Annotated in this window: 29 protein-coding genes; 22 read left to right on the top strand and 7 right to left on the bottom strand. The window is 39.1% G+C overall.

All coding sequences use genetic code 11. From position 1 onward, the window contains the following. Positions 1-7: 7 nt before the first annotated feature. The 14 genes from rpsE to ACZ48W_RS05695 all read left to right on the top strand — a co-directional run bounded on the left by rpsE (position 8) and on the right by ACZ48W_RS05695 (position 8736). Positions 8-448, top strand: coding sequence for a 30S ribosomal protein S5 (rpsE, locus tag ACZ48W_RS05760; protein ID WP_464830419.1), 441 nt, complete (start codon positions 8-10; stop codon positions 446-448). A gap of 10 nt (positions 449-458) precedes the next feature. Then, positions 459-857: a 50S ribosomal protein L15 gene (gene rplO, locus ACZ48W_RS05755; protein ID WP_464830418.1), complete on the top strand. Its 399-nt coding sequence runs from the start codon at positions 459-461 to the stop codon at positions 855-857. A gap of 2 nt (positions 858-859) precedes the next feature. Then, positions 860-2122 (top strand): preprotein translocase subunit SecY, encoded by a 1263-nt coding sequence (gene secY / locus ACZ48W_RS05750; RefSeq protein ID WP_464830417.1) that lies wholly within the window; start codon positions 860-862, stop codon positions 2120-2122. Next, complete coding sequence (gene map, locus ACZ48W_RS05745) at positions 2122-2877, top strand: type I methionyl aminopeptidase (RefSeq protein ID WP_464830416.1); 756 nt, start codon at positions 2122-2124, stop codon at positions 2875-2877. The genes secY and map overlap by 1 nt, the downstream gene beginning before the upstream one ends. Positions 2878-2934: 57 nt before the next feature. Continuing rightward, complete coding sequence (gene infA / locus ACZ48W_RS05740) at positions 2935-3153, top strand: translation initiation factor IF-1 (RefSeq protein ID WP_223891920.1); 219 nt, start codon at positions 2935-2937, stop codon at positions 3151-3153. A gap of 262 nt (positions 3154-3415) precedes the next feature. Continuing rightward, positions 3416-3529 carry a 50S ribosomal protein L36 gene (gene rpmJ, locus ACZ48W_RS05735; protein ID WP_295421135.1) on the top strand — a complete coding sequence of 38 codons (114 nt, stop codon included), beginning with the start codon at positions 3416-3418 and terminating at the stop codon, positions 3527-3529. A 2-nt stretch (positions 3530-3531) separates the two neighbouring features. Further along, positions 3532-3894 (top strand): 30S ribosomal protein S13, encoded by a 363-nt coding sequence (rpsM, locus tag ACZ48W_RS05730; protein WP_223898900.1) that lies wholly within the window; start codon positions 3532-3534, stop codon positions 3892-3894. 13 nt (positions 3895-3907) lie between these two features. Continuing rightward, positions 3908-4282 carry a 30S ribosomal protein S11 gene (gene rpsK / locus ACZ48W_RS05725; RefSeq protein ID WP_464830415.1) on the top strand — a complete coding sequence of 125 codons (375 nt, stop codon included), beginning with the start codon at positions 3908-3910 and terminating at the stop codon, positions 4280-4282. A 2-nt stretch (positions 4283-4284) separates the two neighbouring features. Beyond that, positions 4285-4911 (top strand): 30S ribosomal protein S4, encoded by a 627-nt coding sequence (gene rpsD, locus ACZ48W_RS05720; RefSeq protein WP_464830414.1) that lies wholly within the window; start codon positions 4285-4287, stop codon positions 4909-4911. A gap of 21 nt (positions 4912-4932) precedes the next feature. Then, complete coding sequence (locus tag ACZ48W_RS05715; RefSeq protein ID WP_464830413.1) at positions 4933-5934, top strand: DNA-directed RNA polymerase subunit alpha; 1002 nt, start codon at positions 4933-4935, stop codon at positions 5932-5934. A 25-nt stretch (positions 5935-5959) separates the two neighbouring features. Next, positions 5960-6310 (top strand): 50S ribosomal protein L17, encoded by a 351-nt coding sequence (rplQ, locus tag ACZ48W_RS05710; RefSeq protein WP_464830411.1) that lies wholly within the window; start codon positions 5960-5962, stop codon positions 6308-6310. Between the two features lie 275 nt (positions 6311-6585). Then, entirely contained in the window at positions 6586-6864 is a 279-nt protein-coding gene (locus tag ACZ48W_RS05705) for a NifU family protein (RefSeq protein WP_464830410.1), read from the top strand. A 1-nt stretch (position 6865) separates the two neighbouring features. Continuing rightward, the gene (locus tag ACZ48W_RS05700; protein ID WP_464830408.1) at positions 6866-7447 is read left to right on the top strand and encodes a hypothetical protein; all 582 of its coding nucleotides are present in this window, start codon (positions 6866-6868) and stop codon (positions 7445-7447) included. Next, entirely contained in the window at positions 7444-8736 is a 1293-nt protein-coding gene (locus tag ACZ48W_RS05695) for a UDP-N-acetylmuramoyl-L-alanyl-D-glutamate--2,6-diaminopimelate ligase (RefSeq protein WP_464830407.1), read from the top strand. Before ACZ48W_RS05700 ends, ACZ48W_RS05695 begins: the two co-directional genes overlap by 4 nt. 131 nt (positions 8737-8867) lie before the next feature. Here ACZ48W_RS05695 and ACZ48W_RS05690 read toward each other — a convergent pair whose 3' ends face one another. From ACZ48W_RS05690 to ACZ48W_RS05675, 4 genes are read right to left on the bottom strand one after another with little or no spacing between them, the layout of a single operon-like run. Then, on the bottom strand, positions 8868-10151 hold the full coding sequence (locus ACZ48W_RS05690) for a hypothetical protein (RefSeq protein ID WP_464830406.1): 1284 nt from the start codon (positions 10149-10151) through the stop codon (positions 8868-8870). After that, complete coding sequence (locus tag ACZ48W_RS05685; protein ID WP_464830405.1) at positions 10144-10404, bottom strand: DUF2249 domain-containing protein; 261 nt, start codon at positions 10402-10404, stop codon at positions 10144-10146. Before ACZ48W_RS05685 ends, ACZ48W_RS05690 begins: the two co-directional genes overlap by 8 nt. 33 nt (positions 10405-10437) lie before the next feature. Then, entirely contained in the window at positions 10438-10878 is a 441-nt protein-coding gene (locus ACZ48W_RS05680; protein WP_464830404.1) for a hemerythrin domain-containing protein, read from the bottom strand. An 11-nt stretch (positions 10879-10889) separates the two neighbouring features. Further along, entirely contained in the window at positions 10890-11492 is a 603-nt protein-coding gene (locus ACZ48W_RS05675) for a hypothetical protein (RefSeq protein WP_464830403.1), read from the bottom strand. Between the two features lie 158 nt (positions 11493-11650). Between ACZ48W_RS05675 and ACZ48W_RS05670 the strand changes: the two genes are divergently transcribed. From ACZ48W_RS05670 to ACZ48W_RS05660, 3 genes are all read left to right on the top strand, one after another. Then, the gene (locus tag ACZ48W_RS05670) at positions 11651-12028 is read left to right on the top strand and encodes a (2Fe-2S) ferredoxin domain-containing protein (protein WP_464830402.1); all 378 of its coding nucleotides are present in this window, start codon (positions 11651-11653) and stop codon (positions 12026-12028) included. Between the two features lie 167 nt (positions 12029-12195). Continuing rightward, entirely contained in the window at positions 12196-12564 is a 369-nt protein-coding gene (gene panD / locus ACZ48W_RS05665) for an aspartate 1-decarboxylase (protein ID WP_464830400.1), read from the top strand. Next, positions 12564-12875, top strand: a complete 312-nt coding sequence (locus ACZ48W_RS05660; RefSeq protein ID WP_464830399.1) for a YbaB/EbfC family nucleoid-associated protein — start codon at positions 12564-12566, stop codon at positions 12873-12875. The genes panD and ACZ48W_RS05660 overlap by 1 nt, the downstream gene beginning before the upstream one ends. An 8-nt stretch (positions 12876-12883) precedes the next feature. Here the strand turns inward: ACZ48W_RS05660 and ACZ48W_RS05655 are convergent, their stop codons facing one another. Further along, on the bottom strand, positions 12884-13012 hold the full coding sequence (locus tag ACZ48W_RS05655) for a hypothetical protein (protein ID WP_464830398.1): 129 nt from the start codon (positions 13010-13012) through the stop codon (positions 12884-12886). A 93-nt stretch (positions 13013-13105) separates the two neighbouring features. Here ACZ48W_RS05655 and ACZ48W_RS05650 point away from each other — a divergent pair, with 93 nt between their 5' ends. The 4 genes from ACZ48W_RS05650 to ACZ48W_RS05635 all read left to right on the top strand — a co-directional run bounded on the left by ACZ48W_RS05650 (position 13106) and on the right by ACZ48W_RS05635 (position 17401). Continuing rightward, on the top strand, positions 13106-13636 hold the full coding sequence (locus tag ACZ48W_RS05650; protein ID WP_464830397.1) for an ankyrin repeat domain-containing protein: 531 nt from the start codon (positions 13106-13108) through the stop codon (positions 13634-13636). A gap of 122 nt (positions 13637-13758) precedes the next feature. Next, positions 13759-14895, top strand: coding sequence for a hypothetical protein (locus ACZ48W_RS05645; RefSeq protein WP_464830396.1), 1137 nt, complete (start codon positions 13759-13761; stop codon positions 14893-14895). A gap of 161 nt (positions 14896-15056) precedes the next feature. Beyond that, positions 15057-16598 carry an inorganic phosphate transporter gene (locus ACZ48W_RS05640; RefSeq protein ID WP_464830395.1) on the top strand — a complete coding sequence of 514 codons (1542 nt, stop codon included), beginning with the start codon at positions 15057-15059 and terminating at the stop codon, positions 16596-16598. 119 nt (positions 16599-16717) lie between these two features. Continuing rightward, complete coding sequence (locus tag ACZ48W_RS05635) at positions 16718-17401, top strand: response regulator transcription factor (RefSeq protein WP_464830394.1); 684 nt, start codon at positions 16718-16720, stop codon at positions 17399-17401. A 297-nt stretch (positions 17402-17698) separates the two neighbouring features. Here ACZ48W_RS05635 and ACZ48W_RS05630 read toward each other — a convergent pair whose 3' ends face one another. Then, positions 17699-17965 carry a hypothetical protein gene (locus ACZ48W_RS05630; RefSeq protein WP_464830393.1) on the bottom strand — a complete coding sequence of 89 codons (267 nt, stop codon included), beginning with the start codon at positions 17963-17965 and terminating at the stop codon, positions 17699-17701. A 154-nt stretch (positions 17966-18119) separates the two neighbouring features. Between ACZ48W_RS05630 and ACZ48W_RS05625 the strand changes: the two genes are divergently transcribed. Then, positions 18120-18344, top strand: a complete 225-nt coding sequence (locus ACZ48W_RS05625) for a hypothetical protein (RefSeq protein ID WP_464830392.1) — start codon at positions 18120-18122, stop codon at positions 18342-18344. 43 nt (positions 18345-18387) lie between these two features. On the opposite strand, the gene ACZ48W_RS05620 is transcribed toward ACZ48W_RS05625, so the two are convergent. Next, positions 18388-18597 (bottom strand): hypothetical protein, encoded by a 210-nt coding sequence (locus tag ACZ48W_RS05620; protein ID WP_464830391.1) that lies wholly within the window; start codon positions 18595-18597, stop codon positions 18388-18390. Positions 18598-18628: the final 31 nt, after the last annotated feature.

Below are 18628 nucleotides of genomic sequence, written 5' to 3'. Positions count from 1 at the left end.
AAGCATGATGGAAGAAATAGAAAAAGAATTTGAAGAAGTAATCGTAAATATTGGCCGTGTTACCAAAGTTGTAAAGGGTGGTAGAAGATTCAGATTTACTGCACTTGTAGTGATCGGTGATAAAAAAGGTACAGTTGGATACGGATTTGGTAAAGCCAAAGAAGTTCCTGATGCGATTAAAAAAGCGGTTGATGATGCACACAAAAACCTTGTGAAAGTAAACATCAAAGGTACAACTATCGCTCATGATATCGAGCACAAATTCAACGCAAGTAGAATCGTGCTGAGACCAGCGAGTGAAGGTACAGGTGTTATTGCCGGTGGTGCTGCCAGACCAGTACTTGAGCTTGCAGGGATCCAGGATGTCCTCAGCAAATCAATCGGTTCTAACAACCCAAATAACCTGGTAAGAGCAACAATCCAAGCACTTACCAGAATTAAAGCGTAAGGGGTAAAGTATGGGTTTACATAATTTACAACCAGCTCCAGGGTCAACTCGCAACAGAAAAAGAGTTGGACGTGGTCAAGGTTCAGGAACAGGTAAAACAGCCGGACGCGGTAACAAAGGTCAGAAAGCAAGATCTGGTTACAGCAAAAAAAGAGGTTTTGAAGGTGGTCAAATGCCACTTTACAAAAGATTGCCTAAAATCGGTTTCACATCTAAAATTGAAAAGCCGTATGTGATCAATGTTGAAAAGATTAAAGCGATCGCTGAGCTTTCTGAAATTACTCTTGAGAGTATCAAGTCAGTTCACAAATTACAAAAAACTGTAACAAGAGTGAAATTGATTGGTGCCAGTGCAAAAGATCTTGCACCTAAGATCAAAGACGAAGCTGTTACAACAAGCGGAAAATAATTATGGGTAACGCTTTAACTCAAAAAATCCTCATTACATTAGGATTCCTTTTTGCGTACAGAGTTTTAGCCTATATCCCAACACCAGGTGTTGACTTGAATGTGATCAAAGAGTTCTTTGACAGCAACTCAAGCAATGCCCTTGGGCTAATGAATATGTTCTCCGGTAATGCCGTTGAACGTTTAAGTATCATCTCCTTAGGTATTATGCCTTATATTACTGCTTCCATCGTTATGGAACTTCTTGCAGCAACTTTCCCGGGACTCGGACAAATGAAAAAAGAGCGTGACGGTATGCAAAAGTATATGCAGATCATTCGTTATTTTACTATTTTCATTACGGTTGTACAGGCTATTGGTGTCTCTATGGGACTTCAAAGCATGACTGGACGTGCAGGAGAGAGTGCGGTAATGATCGATCCGATGATGTTCACAGTATTGACAACATTCTCAATGCTGACAGGTACAATGCTGCTTATGTGGATCGGAGAACAGATCACTCAAAAGGGTATCGGTAACGGTATATCACTGATCATCTTTGCAGGTATTGTTTCAGGATTGCCTTCAGCGATCGGGAATACGATCAGAGCGGTAAATGCAGGTGAGATGAACTTCCTGGTTGTACTTGGTATTTTAGCGATAATGCTGATTACTATTCTGGCGATTATCTATGTAGAACTTGGTGAGAGAAGAGTACCTATCTCTTATTCAAGAAAGACCATCATGCAGAACCAGACAAAGAGAGTGATGAACTATATTCCTGTAAAAGTAAACCTTTCAGGTGTTATTCCTCCTATTTTTGCTTCTGCTGTACTGATGTTCCCGCTTACAATGCTGCAGGCAAGTACTTTGCCATGGGTTACGGCAATTGCTGATGCATTGGCTCCCGGAGGCATTGTCTTTAATGTGGTGACATTCCTGCTTGTAATGTTCTTTGCATTCTTTTATGCATCGATTGCATTCAATGCCAAAGATATTGCAGATAATCTGAAAAGACAGGGAGGATTCATCCCCGGTGTCAGACCAGGCGAACATACGAAAGAGTTCCTGAATGAAGTTGCAAGCAGATTGACCGGTTCAGGTGCTGTATATCTTGCGATCATATCTACTGTACCATTTTTGCTTATCAGCCAAATGGGTGCAAGTTTCTATTTTGGTGGGGTAGCCGTACTGATCATCGTTCAAGTTGCACTTGATACAATGAGAAAGATCGAAGCACAAAGAACAATGAATCAATATGATACATTAGGAAATGTGGGTCTGTAATGGCTATTGCTATCAGAAAAACTGACGAGATCGCTAAGCTCAGACGGGCTGGTGAGATCGTTGGGAAAACACTCCAATATCTTCAAAATGAAATCAAACCGGGTATGACACTTCGAGAAATAGATGCAATGGGTGAAAAGTACCTTCGTGAACTGGGTGCGGAACCTTCCTTTAAAGGTCTTTACGGATTTACAGGTTCGGTATGTACTTCGGTGAATGAAGTCTGTATCCATGGTGTACCTACAGACAGAGTGATCAAAGAGGGTGATATCTTAGGTTTGGATATCGGGACAAAACTAGACGGTTATTATGGTGATGCAGCTATTACAATGGCAGTAGGTAAAGTAAGTGCTGAAGATGAAGCACTTATCGCCTGCTCCAAGGATGCTCTCTACCATGCGATCGATTCTATCAAAGTGGGTATGCGTTTTAAGGAATTGACGAAAATTCTTGAGGACTTCATCACGGAGAGAGGATTTGTTCCATTAAGAGATTATTGTGGTCACGGTATCGGTACCAAACCACATGATGAACCCAATATACCCAACTATCTTGAAGGCAAACCAAATCAAGGACCCAAGATAAAGAACGGTATGGTTTTTTGTTTGGAACCCATGGTATGTCAAAAAAGTGGTACACCGCTACTGCTTGAAGACAAGTGGTCGGTAATAAGTGAAGATCAGCTTAGAACTGCCCACTATGAACACCAGGTTGCAGTCGTAGACGGTAAAGCGGTGATCCTGACGGAAGCATAAGCTTCATGTTCAGTTCACGGTTTAGAAGTAAAATAGAAAATTCATTAAAGGAATCCAATGGCTAAAGATGATGTAATCGAGATTGACGGTAAAGTAGTTGAAGCATTGCCAAATGCGACATTCAGGGTAGAGTTGGATAATGGGCATATCGTACTTTGTCACATTGCAGGCAAGATGAGGATGCACTATATCAAGATCCTTCCGGGAGATACGGTAAAAGTGGAACTTACACCGTACAGTCTTGACAAAGGGCGTATCACTTTCAGATACAAATAGAAATCTAGCGTTGAGCGTTGAGCGTTCAGCGTTTAGATCTCCCTCTATATATTCCTCCCTATTCTTTCATATAAGACAACATTAATATTATTTTGGGTATAATCCTCCTCCCTATTACTATGGGTAGTAGGAAACTGCGTGAAGAATCTTTGATTAAGTAGCACTGATTACTCAAGGGTTGGATTATGGAACATCAATAATCCACGCAACAAAAGAGTGCTTAATTAGCATTCCAGGTGCAAAAATATCGTAGGAGTAACCAATGAAGGTTAGACCATCAGTTAAAAAAATGTGTGATGATTGTAAGATCATTAAGCGCAAGGGTATCGTACGCGTGATTTGTAAAAATCCAAAACATAAACAGAGACAAGGATAAACATGGCACGTATTGCAGGTGTTGATTTACCACAAAAGAAAAGAATGGAGTATGCACTTACTTACATTTATGGTATCGGTTTGACAACTTCAAGAAAAATTCTTGACAGAACAGGTGTTGACTATAACAAAAGAGTACATGAACTGACAGATGCTGAAGCAGCAACGATCCGTAATGATATTCAAGAGAATGTTATGGTTGAAGGTGATCTCAGAAAAAAAGTGACACTTGACATCAAAGCACTTATGGATCTTGGAAGCTACAGAGGTCTCAGACACAGAAGAGGACTTCCAGTTCGTGGACAAAAAACAAAGACAAATGCGCGTACAAGAAAAGGTAAGCGTAAAACTGTCGGTGCAGCGTAAGGAGTAGCGAAGTATGGCTAAGAAAAAAGCAAAAAAAAGTATTGCTAAAGGTGTAGTGTACGTAGCTGCAACTTTCAATAATACTGTAATCACAGTAACAGATGAAATGGGTAATGTTATCGCATGGAGCAGTGCAGGTGCACTGGGTTTCAAAGGTAGTAAAAAATCAACTCCTTTTGCAGCGACAGAGGCTGTAGCTGATGCAATGACAAAAGCAAAAGAGAACGGTATCAAAGAAGTAGGGATCAAAGTACAGGGCCCTGGTTCAGGTAGAGATACTGCGGTTAAAGCGATCGGTGCAACTGAAGGTATCCGTGTAACATTCTTAAAAGATATTACACCACTTCCTCACAACGGTTGTAGACCACCTAAGAAGAGAAGGGTATAAGCATGGCAAGATATAGAGGTCCAGTTGAAAAACTAGAAAGAAGACTTGGTGTTGATCTTGGATTAAAAGGTGAGAGAAAACTCGCTGGTAAAAGTGCATTGGAGAAAAGACCATATGCTCCGGGACAACATGGACAGAGAAGAACAAAGATCAGTGAATACGGTCTTCAGCTTCAAGAGAAGCAGAAAGCTAAATTTATGTACGGTGTTTCTGAGAAACAATTTAGAGCACTCTTTAAAGAAGCGAACAGAAAAGAGGGAAATACGGGAGCGATCCTTATCCAACTTCTTGAGCAGAGACTTGATAACGTAGTTTACAGAATGGGCTTTGCAACAACTAGAGCATCTGCCAGACAATTCGTAAATCACGGACATGTACTTGTTGACGGGAAAAGAGTAGATATTCCTTCATTCAGAGTAAAAGCAGGTCAGAAGATCGAGATCAGAGAGAAGAGCAAAACAAACCCTCAGATCCTTAGAGCAATCGAATTGACTAACCAGACTGGTATGGTTGAATGGGTTGATATGGATAAAGAGAAACTTTTTGGACTATTTACCAGAATTCCAGAAAGAGAAGAAATCGCAATCCCAGTTGAAGAGCGTCTAATCGTCGAGCTTTACTCTAAATAATACATAAGTAAAGGCTAGTTAATGAGAAAAATTAAAGTTGCACCATTTATGCCGACTGAGGTAGAAGTGAATGAGATCAGCGCAAACCGTGCTGAGATCATTGCCTACCCTTTTGAGAGCGGTTATGCTGTTACACTTGCGCATCCGCTAAGAAGACTGATCCTAGGTTCTTCTATCGGATATGCACCTATTTCTGTAAAGATCGAAGGTGCTGCACATGAGTTTGACAACATTAGAGGTATGCATGAAGATGTTGCTGTGTTTATCATCAACCTTAAGAACATTCGTTTTAAAATCAAAGATGAAAGTGACAGAGTTGAAGTCAAATACAGTTTCTCCGGACATAAGGAAGTTACAGCACAGGATCTGAACAATGATCAGATCGAAGTAGTGAACGGCGATCTTCCGCTTGTTACATTGAATGAAGATGCAGAAGTGAACTTTACAGTCGTTATCTCAAAAGGGATCGGTTATGTACCGAGTGAAGATCTGAGAGATGATGTAGATCCGAGCGCGATCGCACTGGATGCATTCTTTACACCGGTAAGAAAAGCGAACTATAAGATCGAACCTGTACTTGTAGAAGATAACCCGAACTTTGAAAAGATCACTTTTGACATCGTAACAGATGCTCAGATCGGTCCGGTGGAAGCCTTTACAAATGCACTTGAAGTGATGAATAAGCAACTCTCAGTATTTAATGGCGTACTTGATGTAGATATCAGTACCGCACCGGTTAAAAGAAGCAATGATGACAGTGAACTCAAACCTTTCATGCAGACAGTGGACAGTCTTGGACTCAGTGCAAGATCATTCAACTCACTTGACAGGGCAGGATTGAAATTCCTCGGTGAATTGGTATTGATGAGTGAAAATGAGATTAAAAATATCAAAAACCTTGGTAAAAAATCTTTAGATGAGATCAATGAATGTCTCGTAGAGCATGGATTTGGTTCTGAATTTGAACTCGCAGATGTTACAAGAGCGAATCTTGTGAAAAAAATAGAACAACTTAAAGCATAGTTGTTATAGACAATAAAGGACGAACATGAGACATAAGCATGGTTACCGTAAATTAAATAGAACGTCTTCTCACAGAGCAGCGCTTCTTAAAAACCTTTCTATTGCTTTGACAAAAGAGGGTAGAATCGAAACTACATTGCCGAAAGCCAAAGAGCTTAGAAGCTACTATGAAAAATTGATTACTAAAGCATCTGCTGGTGATTTTAATGCACATAGAGCGATTTTTGCAATGTTGCAACACAAAGAGTGTACAAATACCATCGTAAATGAGATCGCACCTAAGTATGCGGACAGAAACGGTGGATATACAAGAATTATTAAAACACGTATGAGAAAAGGTGATTCAGCACCTATGGCGATCATCGAATTGGTATAATTCGGTCAGACCATTGAAACTCCAGTATTTCAAGGCTTTGCCTTGAATACTATTTCCTAAATTTTCCAAACTTAAACCAAAAATATCATTGACAGACATTAGAAAGATCAGAGGAATACTGTTTCCGGATTTTGGATAAATGGTACCATTGACAAAATAACACTTTTAGTGTATAAACAGCTATAAAGTCTAGTACTATACAGAGTTTTTACTATGATTTTGTTATAATTAAACTATATTAGACATCAGTTTCGATGTCATTGTAAGGAGAAATATTGATCCCGTTTACAGATGAAGAATTGCAGCCGGCCGTTGAGAATGTCATAGAGAAAGTAAGACCGTCGATCAAATTGGATGGCGGAGACATTGAGTTGATTGCGATCAGGAATGGTGTAGTATATGTACAGCTTCAAGGAGCCTGTGTAGGATGCAGCAGCAGTGGCACTACATTGAAGTTCGGTGTTGAAAAGCAGCTTAAAACATTGATACACCCGGAATTAACTGTGATGAATGTCCCTCAAGGCTGGGAAGACAAATTGGATCAATTAGGTTAAGATGAGTAAAATTAGTCAAGATTTATTATTGCAAAGAGCAGAAGGTGAATTCCTTAAAGGGGATTATAAAAATGCTTTAAGAAGTTACGGGCTTATTTTGAAGGATTACCCTTTTCTGGATGAAGCAAGAATAGGTGTTTATTTAAGTGATCTGGGTGCAGAGAGCGGTGAAGAGGCACAGGCACTGTTTGACTACTATCAAATAATCAAAACAGAAAAAGAGAATGCTGCTGATATTATTGACAGTCTTATAGACTCTCTGGACAGTTCAAAACACAAGATACAGGAACTTTTGGAAAATCCTCTTCAGGAAGAGATAGAGTACGGAGACGGTATACGATACAGTGATTTCCTGGACCTTGTAAAGAGCAGGGGAAGTTTTAAGAAAGCATTTGAAGACATTATGTTCTCAACCAAAGTGGTCATTACGGATAAGGATGAATTTATAGATTTTGTATCACAGCTTGCAAAGGAAGGTTTTGATGAAATGGCATTGGGATATCTTGATGCCACTACAAGCCTTTTTGGTGATGACCAGGATGTTCTTGCACTTTATAATGTTGTCAAAGGAATACAAAAGTGAAACTGCCTTTCGAACAGGAGGGCTATCGCTTTCTGACCGATGATACAAGTGTATTGGATGCGCATACACTTTTTTTAAAAACCGCACAGAACAGTGCCTACTATGAAAAGCTGGGTACTGCTCCAGACTATATTACTCCTGAAGAGCTTATTGCACTTTGGGGACTTGATAAAATAAAAGTAGTGGGAGTAACAGGTACGAACGGAAAAACAACGGTCACCGCCGCGATCTACTCTTTTTTACTCGATCTGGGGGAGAAACCTGCCCTTCAGGGTACAAGAGGCCTGTTTGCGGAAGAGAAACGTATAGAAGAGAAGAGTATGACGACACCTTCTATTCTGGAGACACTTCATAATATGAAGCAGACAATGGATATGGGGTGTAATTACTTTATTATGGAAGTAAGTTCCCATGCTATAGACCAGAAACGTATAGAAGGGCTGAAGTTCATACTGAAAGTACATACCAATGTAACGAGTGATCATTTAGACTATCATGGTACAGTAGAAGAGTACAGACGTGTCAAAAGCCTCTTCTTTGCAGATGAGACACCCAAACTGCTCAATAAAGATGATATTAAAAATATCACTTATAATCCTGTAGGAGCACAGAGCTACGGGGTTGATGAGCCTGCAACATTCAAAGTACAGGCATTTTCACTGCTTCACGGTATCACAGCAGGTATCAAGCATATGCAGACCGAAGCGACATTCCAGTCTCCTATGGTAGGACTTTTCAATCTTTTCAACCTGATGGCAGCGGTAGGTTCTGTAGTGATGCTGACAGGCAGAAAGGTGGAAGAGGTATGTGAAGTGGTCGGAAACTTTGCCGGTGTTGCGGGGCGTATGGAAGTCGTAAGTCGGGATCCTCTTGTTATTGTAGATTTTGCACATACCGATGATGGTATGTATCAGGTACTTCAGAGCATTAAAGATAGAGATATTTCTGTGGTTTTTGGTGCTGGAGGTAATCGGGATAAAGCAAAACGTCCACGAATGGGTGCTGTTGCAGGTAAATTTGCAAAGAAAATTTATGTGACGAGTGATAATCCACGTGATGAAGTACCTGAAATGATACTTGAGGATATTCTTGTAGGATTATATGGAAAAGATCATGTAACAGCTACACCGGACAGAAGACTTGCTATAAAGATGGCCCTGGATGGACTTGAAGGTAACGATGCACTGCTTATTTTAGGAAAGGGTGATGAAGATTACCAGGAGATCAAAGGGGTGAAGTATCCTTTTGATGACAGAGAGGTTGTAAGAGAGTTATTGAATTTACAATAATCTCTTGCAGGGTGCGTGGTGCCCGTAGGAAATGCTCTTGGGGTACTAACGCACCATTAAAATTTAATTTTACAAATAATATATTTTCATTTATTTTATTATAAGGTGCGTTGGAAAACGCACCCTACGAATTACCCAATACTTCCCATATCAAATTTTTTTCCGGTTTCCTGTATCTTTTTGTAAAGTAGATGTGCATGTATGATTTGATATCCGACCCAACCAAATGAAAGTATGGTTAATGCCCCAGCTATAAATATAAGTTGTGGTATAAAGATTGACAATACAAAGCTGACAATTGTCACAAGATGAATCCATAAATGTTTTTTAGCTGTTTTCGGGTGAATAACCTCATGCATCATAGGGGCTGAGAAGTAACCCTGGCTGCTCAAGTGGAACCATGTGAGGAATGGCACAATCTTGTAAAACATGGCAAAAACGATGCTCAGTGCAAAGGAGGCAAAGAAGATGTAGCTTAATGTCTTGATGACAGCTATATCGGCAAAGAGTGTTATCCCTGTTGAAAACATGCTTAAGAGTAAAGCGCTGAGTCCCACACGCCAAAACCAGACAGTAGCATCAGAAAGTGGACGCTTTTTTTGTGTCAATCGTTTGAGTGTCAACAGGGCATATCCGCCAAGCAGTAAAATAAGTAGGATATTGGAGACCATCCATATATCAAAATTAAAAATTCCTACTATTGAAGTGACAATAAGTAAACATAAAAGAGTTAAAGGCAGATAGCGACTGACAAGATTTGGATAAGAGGGGGTAACATAAAACATTTCAATGACTTGAAATGAAATAGAGATAATAAGCAGTGCTATCCAACCAAAAAGACCAAAAGAATAATGGGCAACTTTAATCTGTATATAGTAGGCTCCATCTATCAATCCTCCCAGTGTTGCGGTGAGGTAAAGAGCCATGAGAATGACAATTCCCAGTGAGAGTAATGCAATCAGCATCCCTTTTGAAGAGCTACTGTGGCTTTGAAGATTCAGTAAGTTTTTAAGCATGATAAATACAATGGGAAGGATGCTTGTTCCTAAGAACAGTGATGCAAGCCCAAAGAGCCAAGGCATAGAGAGATGAAATGCAAAAAGCAGTGAAATCACACCCGCTATAAAAGGGTACTGTACCCAATTGGCTTTTTGTATGGGAGAGGAAAGTGTTACTCCTGCGATCACAGGTAACATCTGAAAAAGTGCAGCAAACATAAAAGAGAGCATGACCCCCAGCGTGAAGGTATGTGTGAGGATAACGGCTTCTATAGTGTGTGGATCAAAAATAGCGGTTTGAAAAAAAAGAATAAGTATGCCGGAAAGTATCCCAAAAAGAGCTCCTGAAAAAAAGAAACGAAATACAACTGAAATAGGAGGAGCCTGATCCAGAGAGAGACCATTTTGGTTAAACACTGAGCAGCTCACTTAAATTGATATCAGGGCTTTTACAGATGAGTATATGCCAATCCCCCTGTTCATCTTCTATGTTTAGCACTTGAAAATGTTGTTCAGTTGCAAGATCAAGGAGAGGAATGGGGTTCTTACGATGAATCATATAAAAATAATTTTCTTCATTCAGCTCTCTGAGTGCTTTTATAGCAAATTCAAGTGGTTTAGGATGTTCTAATTCTCTTGCATCCAGTGCGATTTTTTTAAGATTTGGCATTTCTGGCCTCATTATACTTCATTTCAATTCTTGTCAAAGTTCTACTTTCTTTATATTTTCTAAAGTACACTCTTTTGTTTCCGGGGGGAGTACTCTGTCACACATAGCATAAAGCATCTGTTCCTCTTTCATGTTGTGCTGTTGTAGCAGGATCATCATAGATTCACAAAGAGAAAGATAGGCATCTTTGTCTTGAGATTCAAGTGCTTCAGCCAGCTTTCCTATGAGGCCCTTTACCTGTTCATGCTCATAACGCATCACCTGGGTCGGTCCTTCAGAGCTTCCTGTCTGTGCTTCAAATGCAGGGAACAGCTCTTCCTCTTCTCTTTTAAAATGTCTCAATGTATCATTGGAAAAAGCCAAGAATTTCTCTTCAGCCTCAGCCCAGTTCTCATTTGCTACTGCCTGTTCTGCTGCTGCAAACTCAGTATCACAGTTTCTGTGCTCTTGCGTCATAAATTGTGAAATTATCATTTTATATCCTTTTATTTAACAGTGATCATTTGATCCCAAAGATCTGTGGAGAGTAAGATTTTTTCAACACGTGCCTGCCAAAGTCTCCCAAACTCTTTTTTCTCTTCAGGTGTTGCCAGCCCTTGCATACATTTTCCCATGAGCGGCTGCATCATTGCATCTGCAGGGATTATGGAGGCGTCATAGCTCAGAGTGACACTTTGATCTGTGTCAAGACGGGTAAGTTTTACTTCACCTTCCATAGGCACATTGTAGCTTACAAGGTTGTTTCTAGAGAAAATTCCTTTAATCCCTTTAAAGCCACTGGCACCATTCGCCCCTGCGATGAAAGAGATAACATTACAGATTACTCCTGTTACACCTTCTGTTTCCCCATCTCTCATCGATACTTGTATGGAACCTCTTTGAGGTAATGTATCATTATAAAGTATTTCAAGTCCTTTGAGTGCCATAAGGTATGCTCCTGCTACTGTAGGGCAGGAGTGCCCTGCCAGTTTTACACAGTCAAGATAGCTGATCTCCAGATCACCGTTTTCTATGGTACCCAGAAAGTCGCTTAGCGGATCGTGAAGTTTGATTTGTTGTACTTTGTCATAAAAAGCAGGATATTGCATGATGATTCCTCATAGAATTTATTATTAGATTATAATGAAAAAAAGTAAATTTATGCTTGATATTTATCAAGGATTCAGTGTAATATGGAATTAAGAAACTTTCGATAAAATTACATTAAGTATATCGGAGTAAATTACTCTTAATTAAAGGATCAACCATGATGAATGGCGTACCACAACCAGCATTTTACATTTTTAAGTGTCAGCAGTCAGCACCTCCCGGGATGCCAAAACCAAGCTGTGTAAGTCAAAATGACCCGGAATCCCAGCAGCTTTTTCAACATCTTGCACAGTCATTGATGATGAAAGGTATCATAGGAACTGTACAGCCTATCCAAACAGGATGTCTTAACCGTTGTCAGCAGGGACCGGTAATGCTTGTTGAACCTGGACATACAATGTATGTAGGATTGACAAAAGAGAAGATAGACAGAATTATCGATGAACATATTATCGGCGGGAATGTCGTACAGGAGTATGTGATTCCGGATGAGATGTGGGGCGAACCTGTGCCTCCGGCACAAATGGCAAGATAGTCTGCTGCCGTGCGGGTATTTTTGTCTCCCATGGATATTCTGTTTTTTGTGGACAGAGACACCCGTACTGCAATGAGATATTTTCTCAATTTCTTCACAATTACTGTATAATATAGACATATGCAGGATTTTGGTATAATCCCGATAATTTATAAATAGGAACAATTATGAACATTACCATGCTTTATTCTAAATTACATAGAGCTACTGTAACAGATGCAAATCTGAATTATGTTGGATCTATCACTATAGATCAAAATCTTTTGGATGTTGCCAATATGCGTATTGGACAGAAAATAGATATTGTAAATATCAATAATGGTGAACGTTTTTCTACCTATATTATCTCCGGAGAAAGAGGCAAAGGGGATATCTGCCTGAACGGGGCAGCAGCAAGAAAAGTGCATAAAGGTGACAAGATTATTATTATCGCCTATGCAAGTATGAGTGAAGAAGAAGCAGACAGGCATCAGCCGAAGATCGTTATTTTGGATGATGACAACGGTATCGCACAAGAGTTTGAAGGACTTGAATAATGTTTGAAGGATTGGATCTCGGTAACATGGGAAAGCTCATGGAGCAGATGCAGGAGAAAGCAAAAGAGCTTCAGGAACAGGCTAAAAATATCGAGCTTACTGCAAAAAGTGGCGGCGGTCTTGTTGAGATCAGAGCCAACGGTGCCGGTGAGATCATCGACCTGAATATTGATGAGAGTCTTTTGGATGATAGAGAAGCATTGCAAATATTACTTATCTCGGCAATGAATGATGTGAATAAAATGGTTGAAGACAATAAAAAGTCTCAAGCTATGGGAATGATGGGTGGGATGAACCCTTTTGGTTCATAAATCAGATTTTATATTTTATCCGGGTCTACAAGATAACTGAATTCTTTAGAGGATTTCAGTTTGGCAACAGTTCTGGATGTCAATGATCTTTTCCCCTCTTTTCTGATGATCTGTTTAAGTGTTTTACTTATTTTCATCTGTACTCCTTTTTTAATTTTATTCCGAAGAACACGCAAAGTGTAAATAAAAAATGTTACATTTTGGCAACATGATCCCTCAAGGAGAAGAGAATGAAAGAATTACTGGAAGCATTGGAGCATGACTCTCTTGTAAAAATGAGGTCTTTACTTGAAGAAGGTATAGATCTCTCCAAACCGGTTATCATAGGAGAAGAGTATGAGCTCGATGAACCTGATGAAATAGGATTGCTTTTTTATGCGATCCGGACACATGCTTCTATAGAAGCAATTGAACTGCTTCTGGAGTACGGACTGGATATTCATGAAGTTGATTCTGATAAAGTATCCCCTTTGGATACAGCGATCAAATTCAAGCGAAAAGATATTGTACGCTTTTGTATTGAGAAGGGTGCAGACCTCAATACTACAAAAAGAAGAAGCGGTATCCTTCCTGTGCAGCTCGCATCCTGTTTCGGAGATATAGAGATGGTGGAACTTTTGCTTGAAAATGGTGCGAATATCGATGTGACAGATGCAAGCGGTATGAGTGCCAAAGATTATGCTAAAAAACTGGGTCAGAAAAAGATGGAAGCTTTTTTAGCAGAGAAGGGTGCAAAGTTCAATCTCTATCCTGAGAACTGATAAGCTTGGTACAAGACTAACTGTTTCAATATTTCCTATTTCCTACTAGTAGGTACTTCTGTAACCATTTTGTAACCCTTTTTTTTTATACTTTCGCTATCAAAAAAAACAAGGAAGAAAAAATGAAAAAAATCCTACTCTCAACAGCAGCTATAGCTATGTTGTCAACAGCAGCAAGTGCAAGTACAAGTTCAGAACTTACAACACTTAAAGCTCAAATGGCCGTGATGATGAAAAAGATCGAAAAACTTGAATCGGAAAAAGCAGCTAAAAAAGAGGTAGTTGAGGTTGCTTCTATTGCTCAAAAAGGAACTTTGGTCAAATCCAAAGCACCGGTACTTAAATTCTCCGGAAAACATTACCTTGGATTTGTAAGTGACAGTGAGAATGATACGAACAAATTTGAAACAAGAAGAAATTACCTTCAGGTTAAGGCATATTTCAAAGAGAATCCAAAAGATTATATGAGAATTACTTTGGATACAAAACAAGATTCAGATATTGATGGTGGTAGTTGGGTTGTTAGACTCAAATATGCTTACCTTTACTTGGACAACATCCTTCCATATACTGGTGTAGAGATTGGCCAGGCGCACAGACCTTGGATTGATTATGAAGAGCATCATGGTTGGAATTATCGTTCTATTTCCAAAGTACTTGTGGAAGACAGTACGGCAGCACACTTTACAAACTCTGCTGATCTTGGTGTAAACTTTAAAACAAAAACTGAGTACTTCTCTTCTGAGCTTGGTGTGTTCAATGGTGAAGGCTATCATGGTATAGAAGATGGTAATGGTCTTAGTGGAGAGTGGAGACTTACTGGTCATCTTCTTGGTACAGGTAAAAAACATGTACACAAATCAGATACTTATGCAGATGTTTCATTCTTTGGTCAGTACAATACAGACTACAAAGTGAAAGGAAGTGACTTTGTATGGTATGGTCTGCACGCAGTCTATAACCAGCCGGAATTCCTTCTCTCGGCACAATATGTAGAAGCAACAGACGGTGGGGTAGATAAAGAAGGTAACGGTTATTCGGTCAATGGTGAATTCAGATTTGCAGAAGACTGGAATCTTATCGGAAGATATGACCATTTCGAACTTGATCTTGTGGATGAAGAGAGAGAAAGAAAAATTGCAGGTATCGCTTATAAATATAACAAAAATGTAGAATTTATTGTAAATTATCTTAATGAAGAAGTGAACAGTGATACCAAAACAGATGCGGTTATGCTGACAGCGGAAGTGAACTGGTAATTCAGATCCAAAATTTCATGTAAACTCCTAAAGATGGGCTCTTATGCCCATTTTTCCTCTTTCTCTCCCCATTTTTACTATTGAAATGATTCAGTTGCAATTTGGTAACAAAAATGTAATACTTTTTTTCTATACTTTGTAAATTTTTTTAAGGATAGAGAATGAACAACACATTAAAGATGATACTCGGTGCAGGTTTTGCCGTAGTTGTAGCTTTTTATGCAAGCAGCATTGCAGGTCAGGCATCGCATGGCGGATTTTTGGTTTTAGCAGCGATATTCGGAGCCTATATGGCAATGAATATCGGTGCAAATGATGTAGCGAACAACGTAGGACCTGCTGTAGGTTCCGGTGCATTGACTATAGGCGGGGCTATTGTGATCGCTTCCATTTTTGAAGCTTCCGGAGCACTGATCGCTGGTGGTGATGTTGTAGGGACGATCAAAAAAGGGATCATTGATCCTGCTGCATTTGGCGGTGATCCGATGCTTTTTGTCTATGCCATGTCTGCAGCTCTGCTTGCAGCAGCACTTTGGCTGAACCTTGCCACATGGCTTAAGGCACCTGTCTCTACAACACACTCTATTGTCGGTGGTGTACTTGGCGGTGGCATCGCTGCGGGTGGTTTTGCCATTGTTTCCTGGGGGACGATGGGTAAGATCGCAGCTTCATGGGTGATCTCTCCTGTCCTTGGCGGTGTGATTGCAGCGATATTCCTTTATGTGATCAAGTCTCAGATCCTTTACAAAGAAGATAAACTTGCAGCTGCAAAGAAGATCGTACCTATTCTTGTTTCCTTGATGGCAGCTGCATTTATTACCTATCTGACAGTAAAAGGGCTTAAAAAAGTATGGCCTGTGATCGTAGATACATTGAGCTTTCTACCGCAAACTAAAAAACCTACTTTTATAGTAGCTCTACTCTTTGGTTTGATCGGTGCGATGATTACTTTTGTTGTTGTAAAGCCCAAAATTTCTAAAAAAATAATGGGTATGGAAAACTCTAGAGAAGCGCTTAATATTCTTTTTACGATACCCCTTATTTTTGCAGCAGCATTGTTAAGTTTTGCACATGGTGCAAACGATGTTGCCAATGCTGTAGGACCTTTGGCTGCAGTAAATGATGCACTGACTCACCTTACTGTTGCTAAAAAAGCTGCTATTCCATTGTGGGTCATGATTGTCGGTGGTGTGGGTATCTCTATCGGTCTGGCACTTTTCGGTCCCAGACTTATCAAGACGGTAGGTTCTGAGATCACTGAGCTTGACCAGATGAGAGCTTTTTCTATTATGATGGCAGCAGCGATCACTGTGGTCATCGCTTCTCAGCTTGGACTTCCGGTCTCTTCTACACATATTGCGGTTGGAGCGATTTTTGGTGTAGGCTTTCTGAGAGAGTGGCTTGACAGCAAGAAGATGGGTGAAAAGCAGGAAAAACTCAAGATCGAAGTAGAAAAGCAGGAAAAACTTAAAGAAGAGTTGGCACAACTTAAAACAGAAGAGGATTACAAAAGACAAATCGAGTTGATGGAGTCTTTGAAAAGACAGAAGAAAAAAGTGAAAAGCCTCAAAAGGGCATTGCGTGAGAATTATGTGAAGCGCGGGATGGTCAAGAAGATCGTTGCGGCATGGGTCATTACTGTACCTGCGGCAGCAGTACTTTCTGCGATCATTTTCTTTGTACTTAAAGGGTTTGCTGCATAATACAGCTTTCTCTGCAATCTCTTGTCACGGGCATCTCCGCCCGTCCTCAGACTTCTGTTTTACCCCCCCCTCTTTCTTAATGTAATCAAAATGTTATCAATAAATATTACTATAGTACTATGGAAAATAAAAATATAGAAATTGTAATTATCGAAGATGAAGAAGATATTTTAGAGTTAGTTGAATATCATCTTTCCAAAGAAGGATATGAAGTCTCAGGCTTCCTCTCCACAGAGAATGTAGAGCAGTTCTTAGAAGAAGAGAATCCTTCTTTAATGATAGTGGATCGTAATCTGCCTAATGTTGAGGGGAGTGAATTTGTAGCGCATGTAAGAGGAGAGGGGTATAATATACCGGTTATCTTCCTTACAGCGAGAGATAAAGATAGTGATTTGGAAGAAGGCTTTAAGCGTGGCGGTGATGACTATATGACCAAACCTTTTAAGCCTAAAGAGTTACTGCTTCGTGTATCAGCACTCCTCAGAAGAAGCGGTGCCCAGGCAAGTGATAAAGTAAAATACCGTGATATGGTACTCGACATGCATCAACATACTCTAAGCATAGAAGGCAAATCTATAGAACTTACCAATCTGGAGTTCAGACTGCTACACACTTTCATCAAAAACCCCCATCAAGCGCTTGATAGAGATTTTTTAAGAGATGAGGTGTGGGGTGATGACAGTGTAGATTTTCATGACAAGACCATCAATGTGGCAATGAACCGTCTCAAAAAGAAGATAGATCCAGAGAGAAAGAAAGAGTATTTTTCTCCAGTTTGGGGAGTAGGGTATAAATTGGTCTAACTAGTGATTTTGAGAAAAAAAAGATTCAATATGCCTTTATGGTGCTACTTCTTAAGTACTATTACTACACCTAGACAACCAAGGAATAACTATTTCCCTATTTGTTCTTGGTTACTGACTTTCATTTCTTTAACGCCTTTAATATCTGTAATTAAATTGTTATCAATTAGTATTATGATGTTCATAAAAAACTAAAAGAGCCATACTGAAATTATCAAGTTTACTTGTATCATATACTATAATCTGGTACCCTCTTTTAGATTAGAACCCACCCCTTTTTATGTTCAGATGGCTCTGTTAGTTTTCTTTTTTTTGCTTTTTTGCAAAGCCAGCACCCTTTTTGGTTTTGGCTTGCAACTCAAGATCTTCAATGATACTGCGATAGTCTATATCTTCTTTATGCATCTTGGCAAAGCAAGTTGCTACGACTGCAATAGTATTAGGTACTTCACCTTTCTTTTTATATGATTGAATATTTTTTTCACTTACTTTTATAAGTTTAGAAAATTTAGGCAAACTAATATCAGCATCTAAAAGCATTTTTTTAAATTCTATGAATGTCATTGTCTACCCTATATAAATGATTTTATGTAGGATAATACCATATTTTATAGAGAAAATATATAAAATAAAAGAAATAATTAAGAATAATAAATATATAATTACTATATTATATTACTAATAGTAATTAATAAATCAAAATATTAAAGGATCGTTTATGGCGAAAACAGTGAGAAAACCGGCAAAGAAAGCACTTAAGAAAAAAGTAGTAAAGAGTGTTGTAAAAAAAGCAACTAAAAAGGCTGTGGCAAAAAAAGTGATTAAAAAGAAAAATACAAAAGCTGTTGCAAAAAAAGTAACAAAGCTTGTTTTGAAAAAAGCGCCAACTAAGAAAAAAGTAGCAAAAAAAGTAGCAAAAAAAGCAATTAAAAAAGCTGCATAGTTGAAATACTAAGAGACATACTTGTGTCTCTTATCCTGCAAGGCTATGGATAAAATTTTGTCAATAGCTTTTCTTTAAAGCCTTTTACATAGCACCAAGAAATTTCTTCTATAGGTCTGTCAAACTCTTTAATAATATTTGAAACAGGTATATTAAATTTATAATATTCTGATTTTTCCAACAGTTCATGATCTCCTTCATAGGTTTTCAGTTCATTGATATTGATGTCCAAGAGATATAAATTTGTAATCATTTTGTTACTAAAAATAATTATGCTCTTCTAA

It is taken from the genome of Sulfurovum aggregans (assembly GCF_055385215.1).
This window is presented reverse-complemented; position numbering and strand designations above follow the sequence as displayed.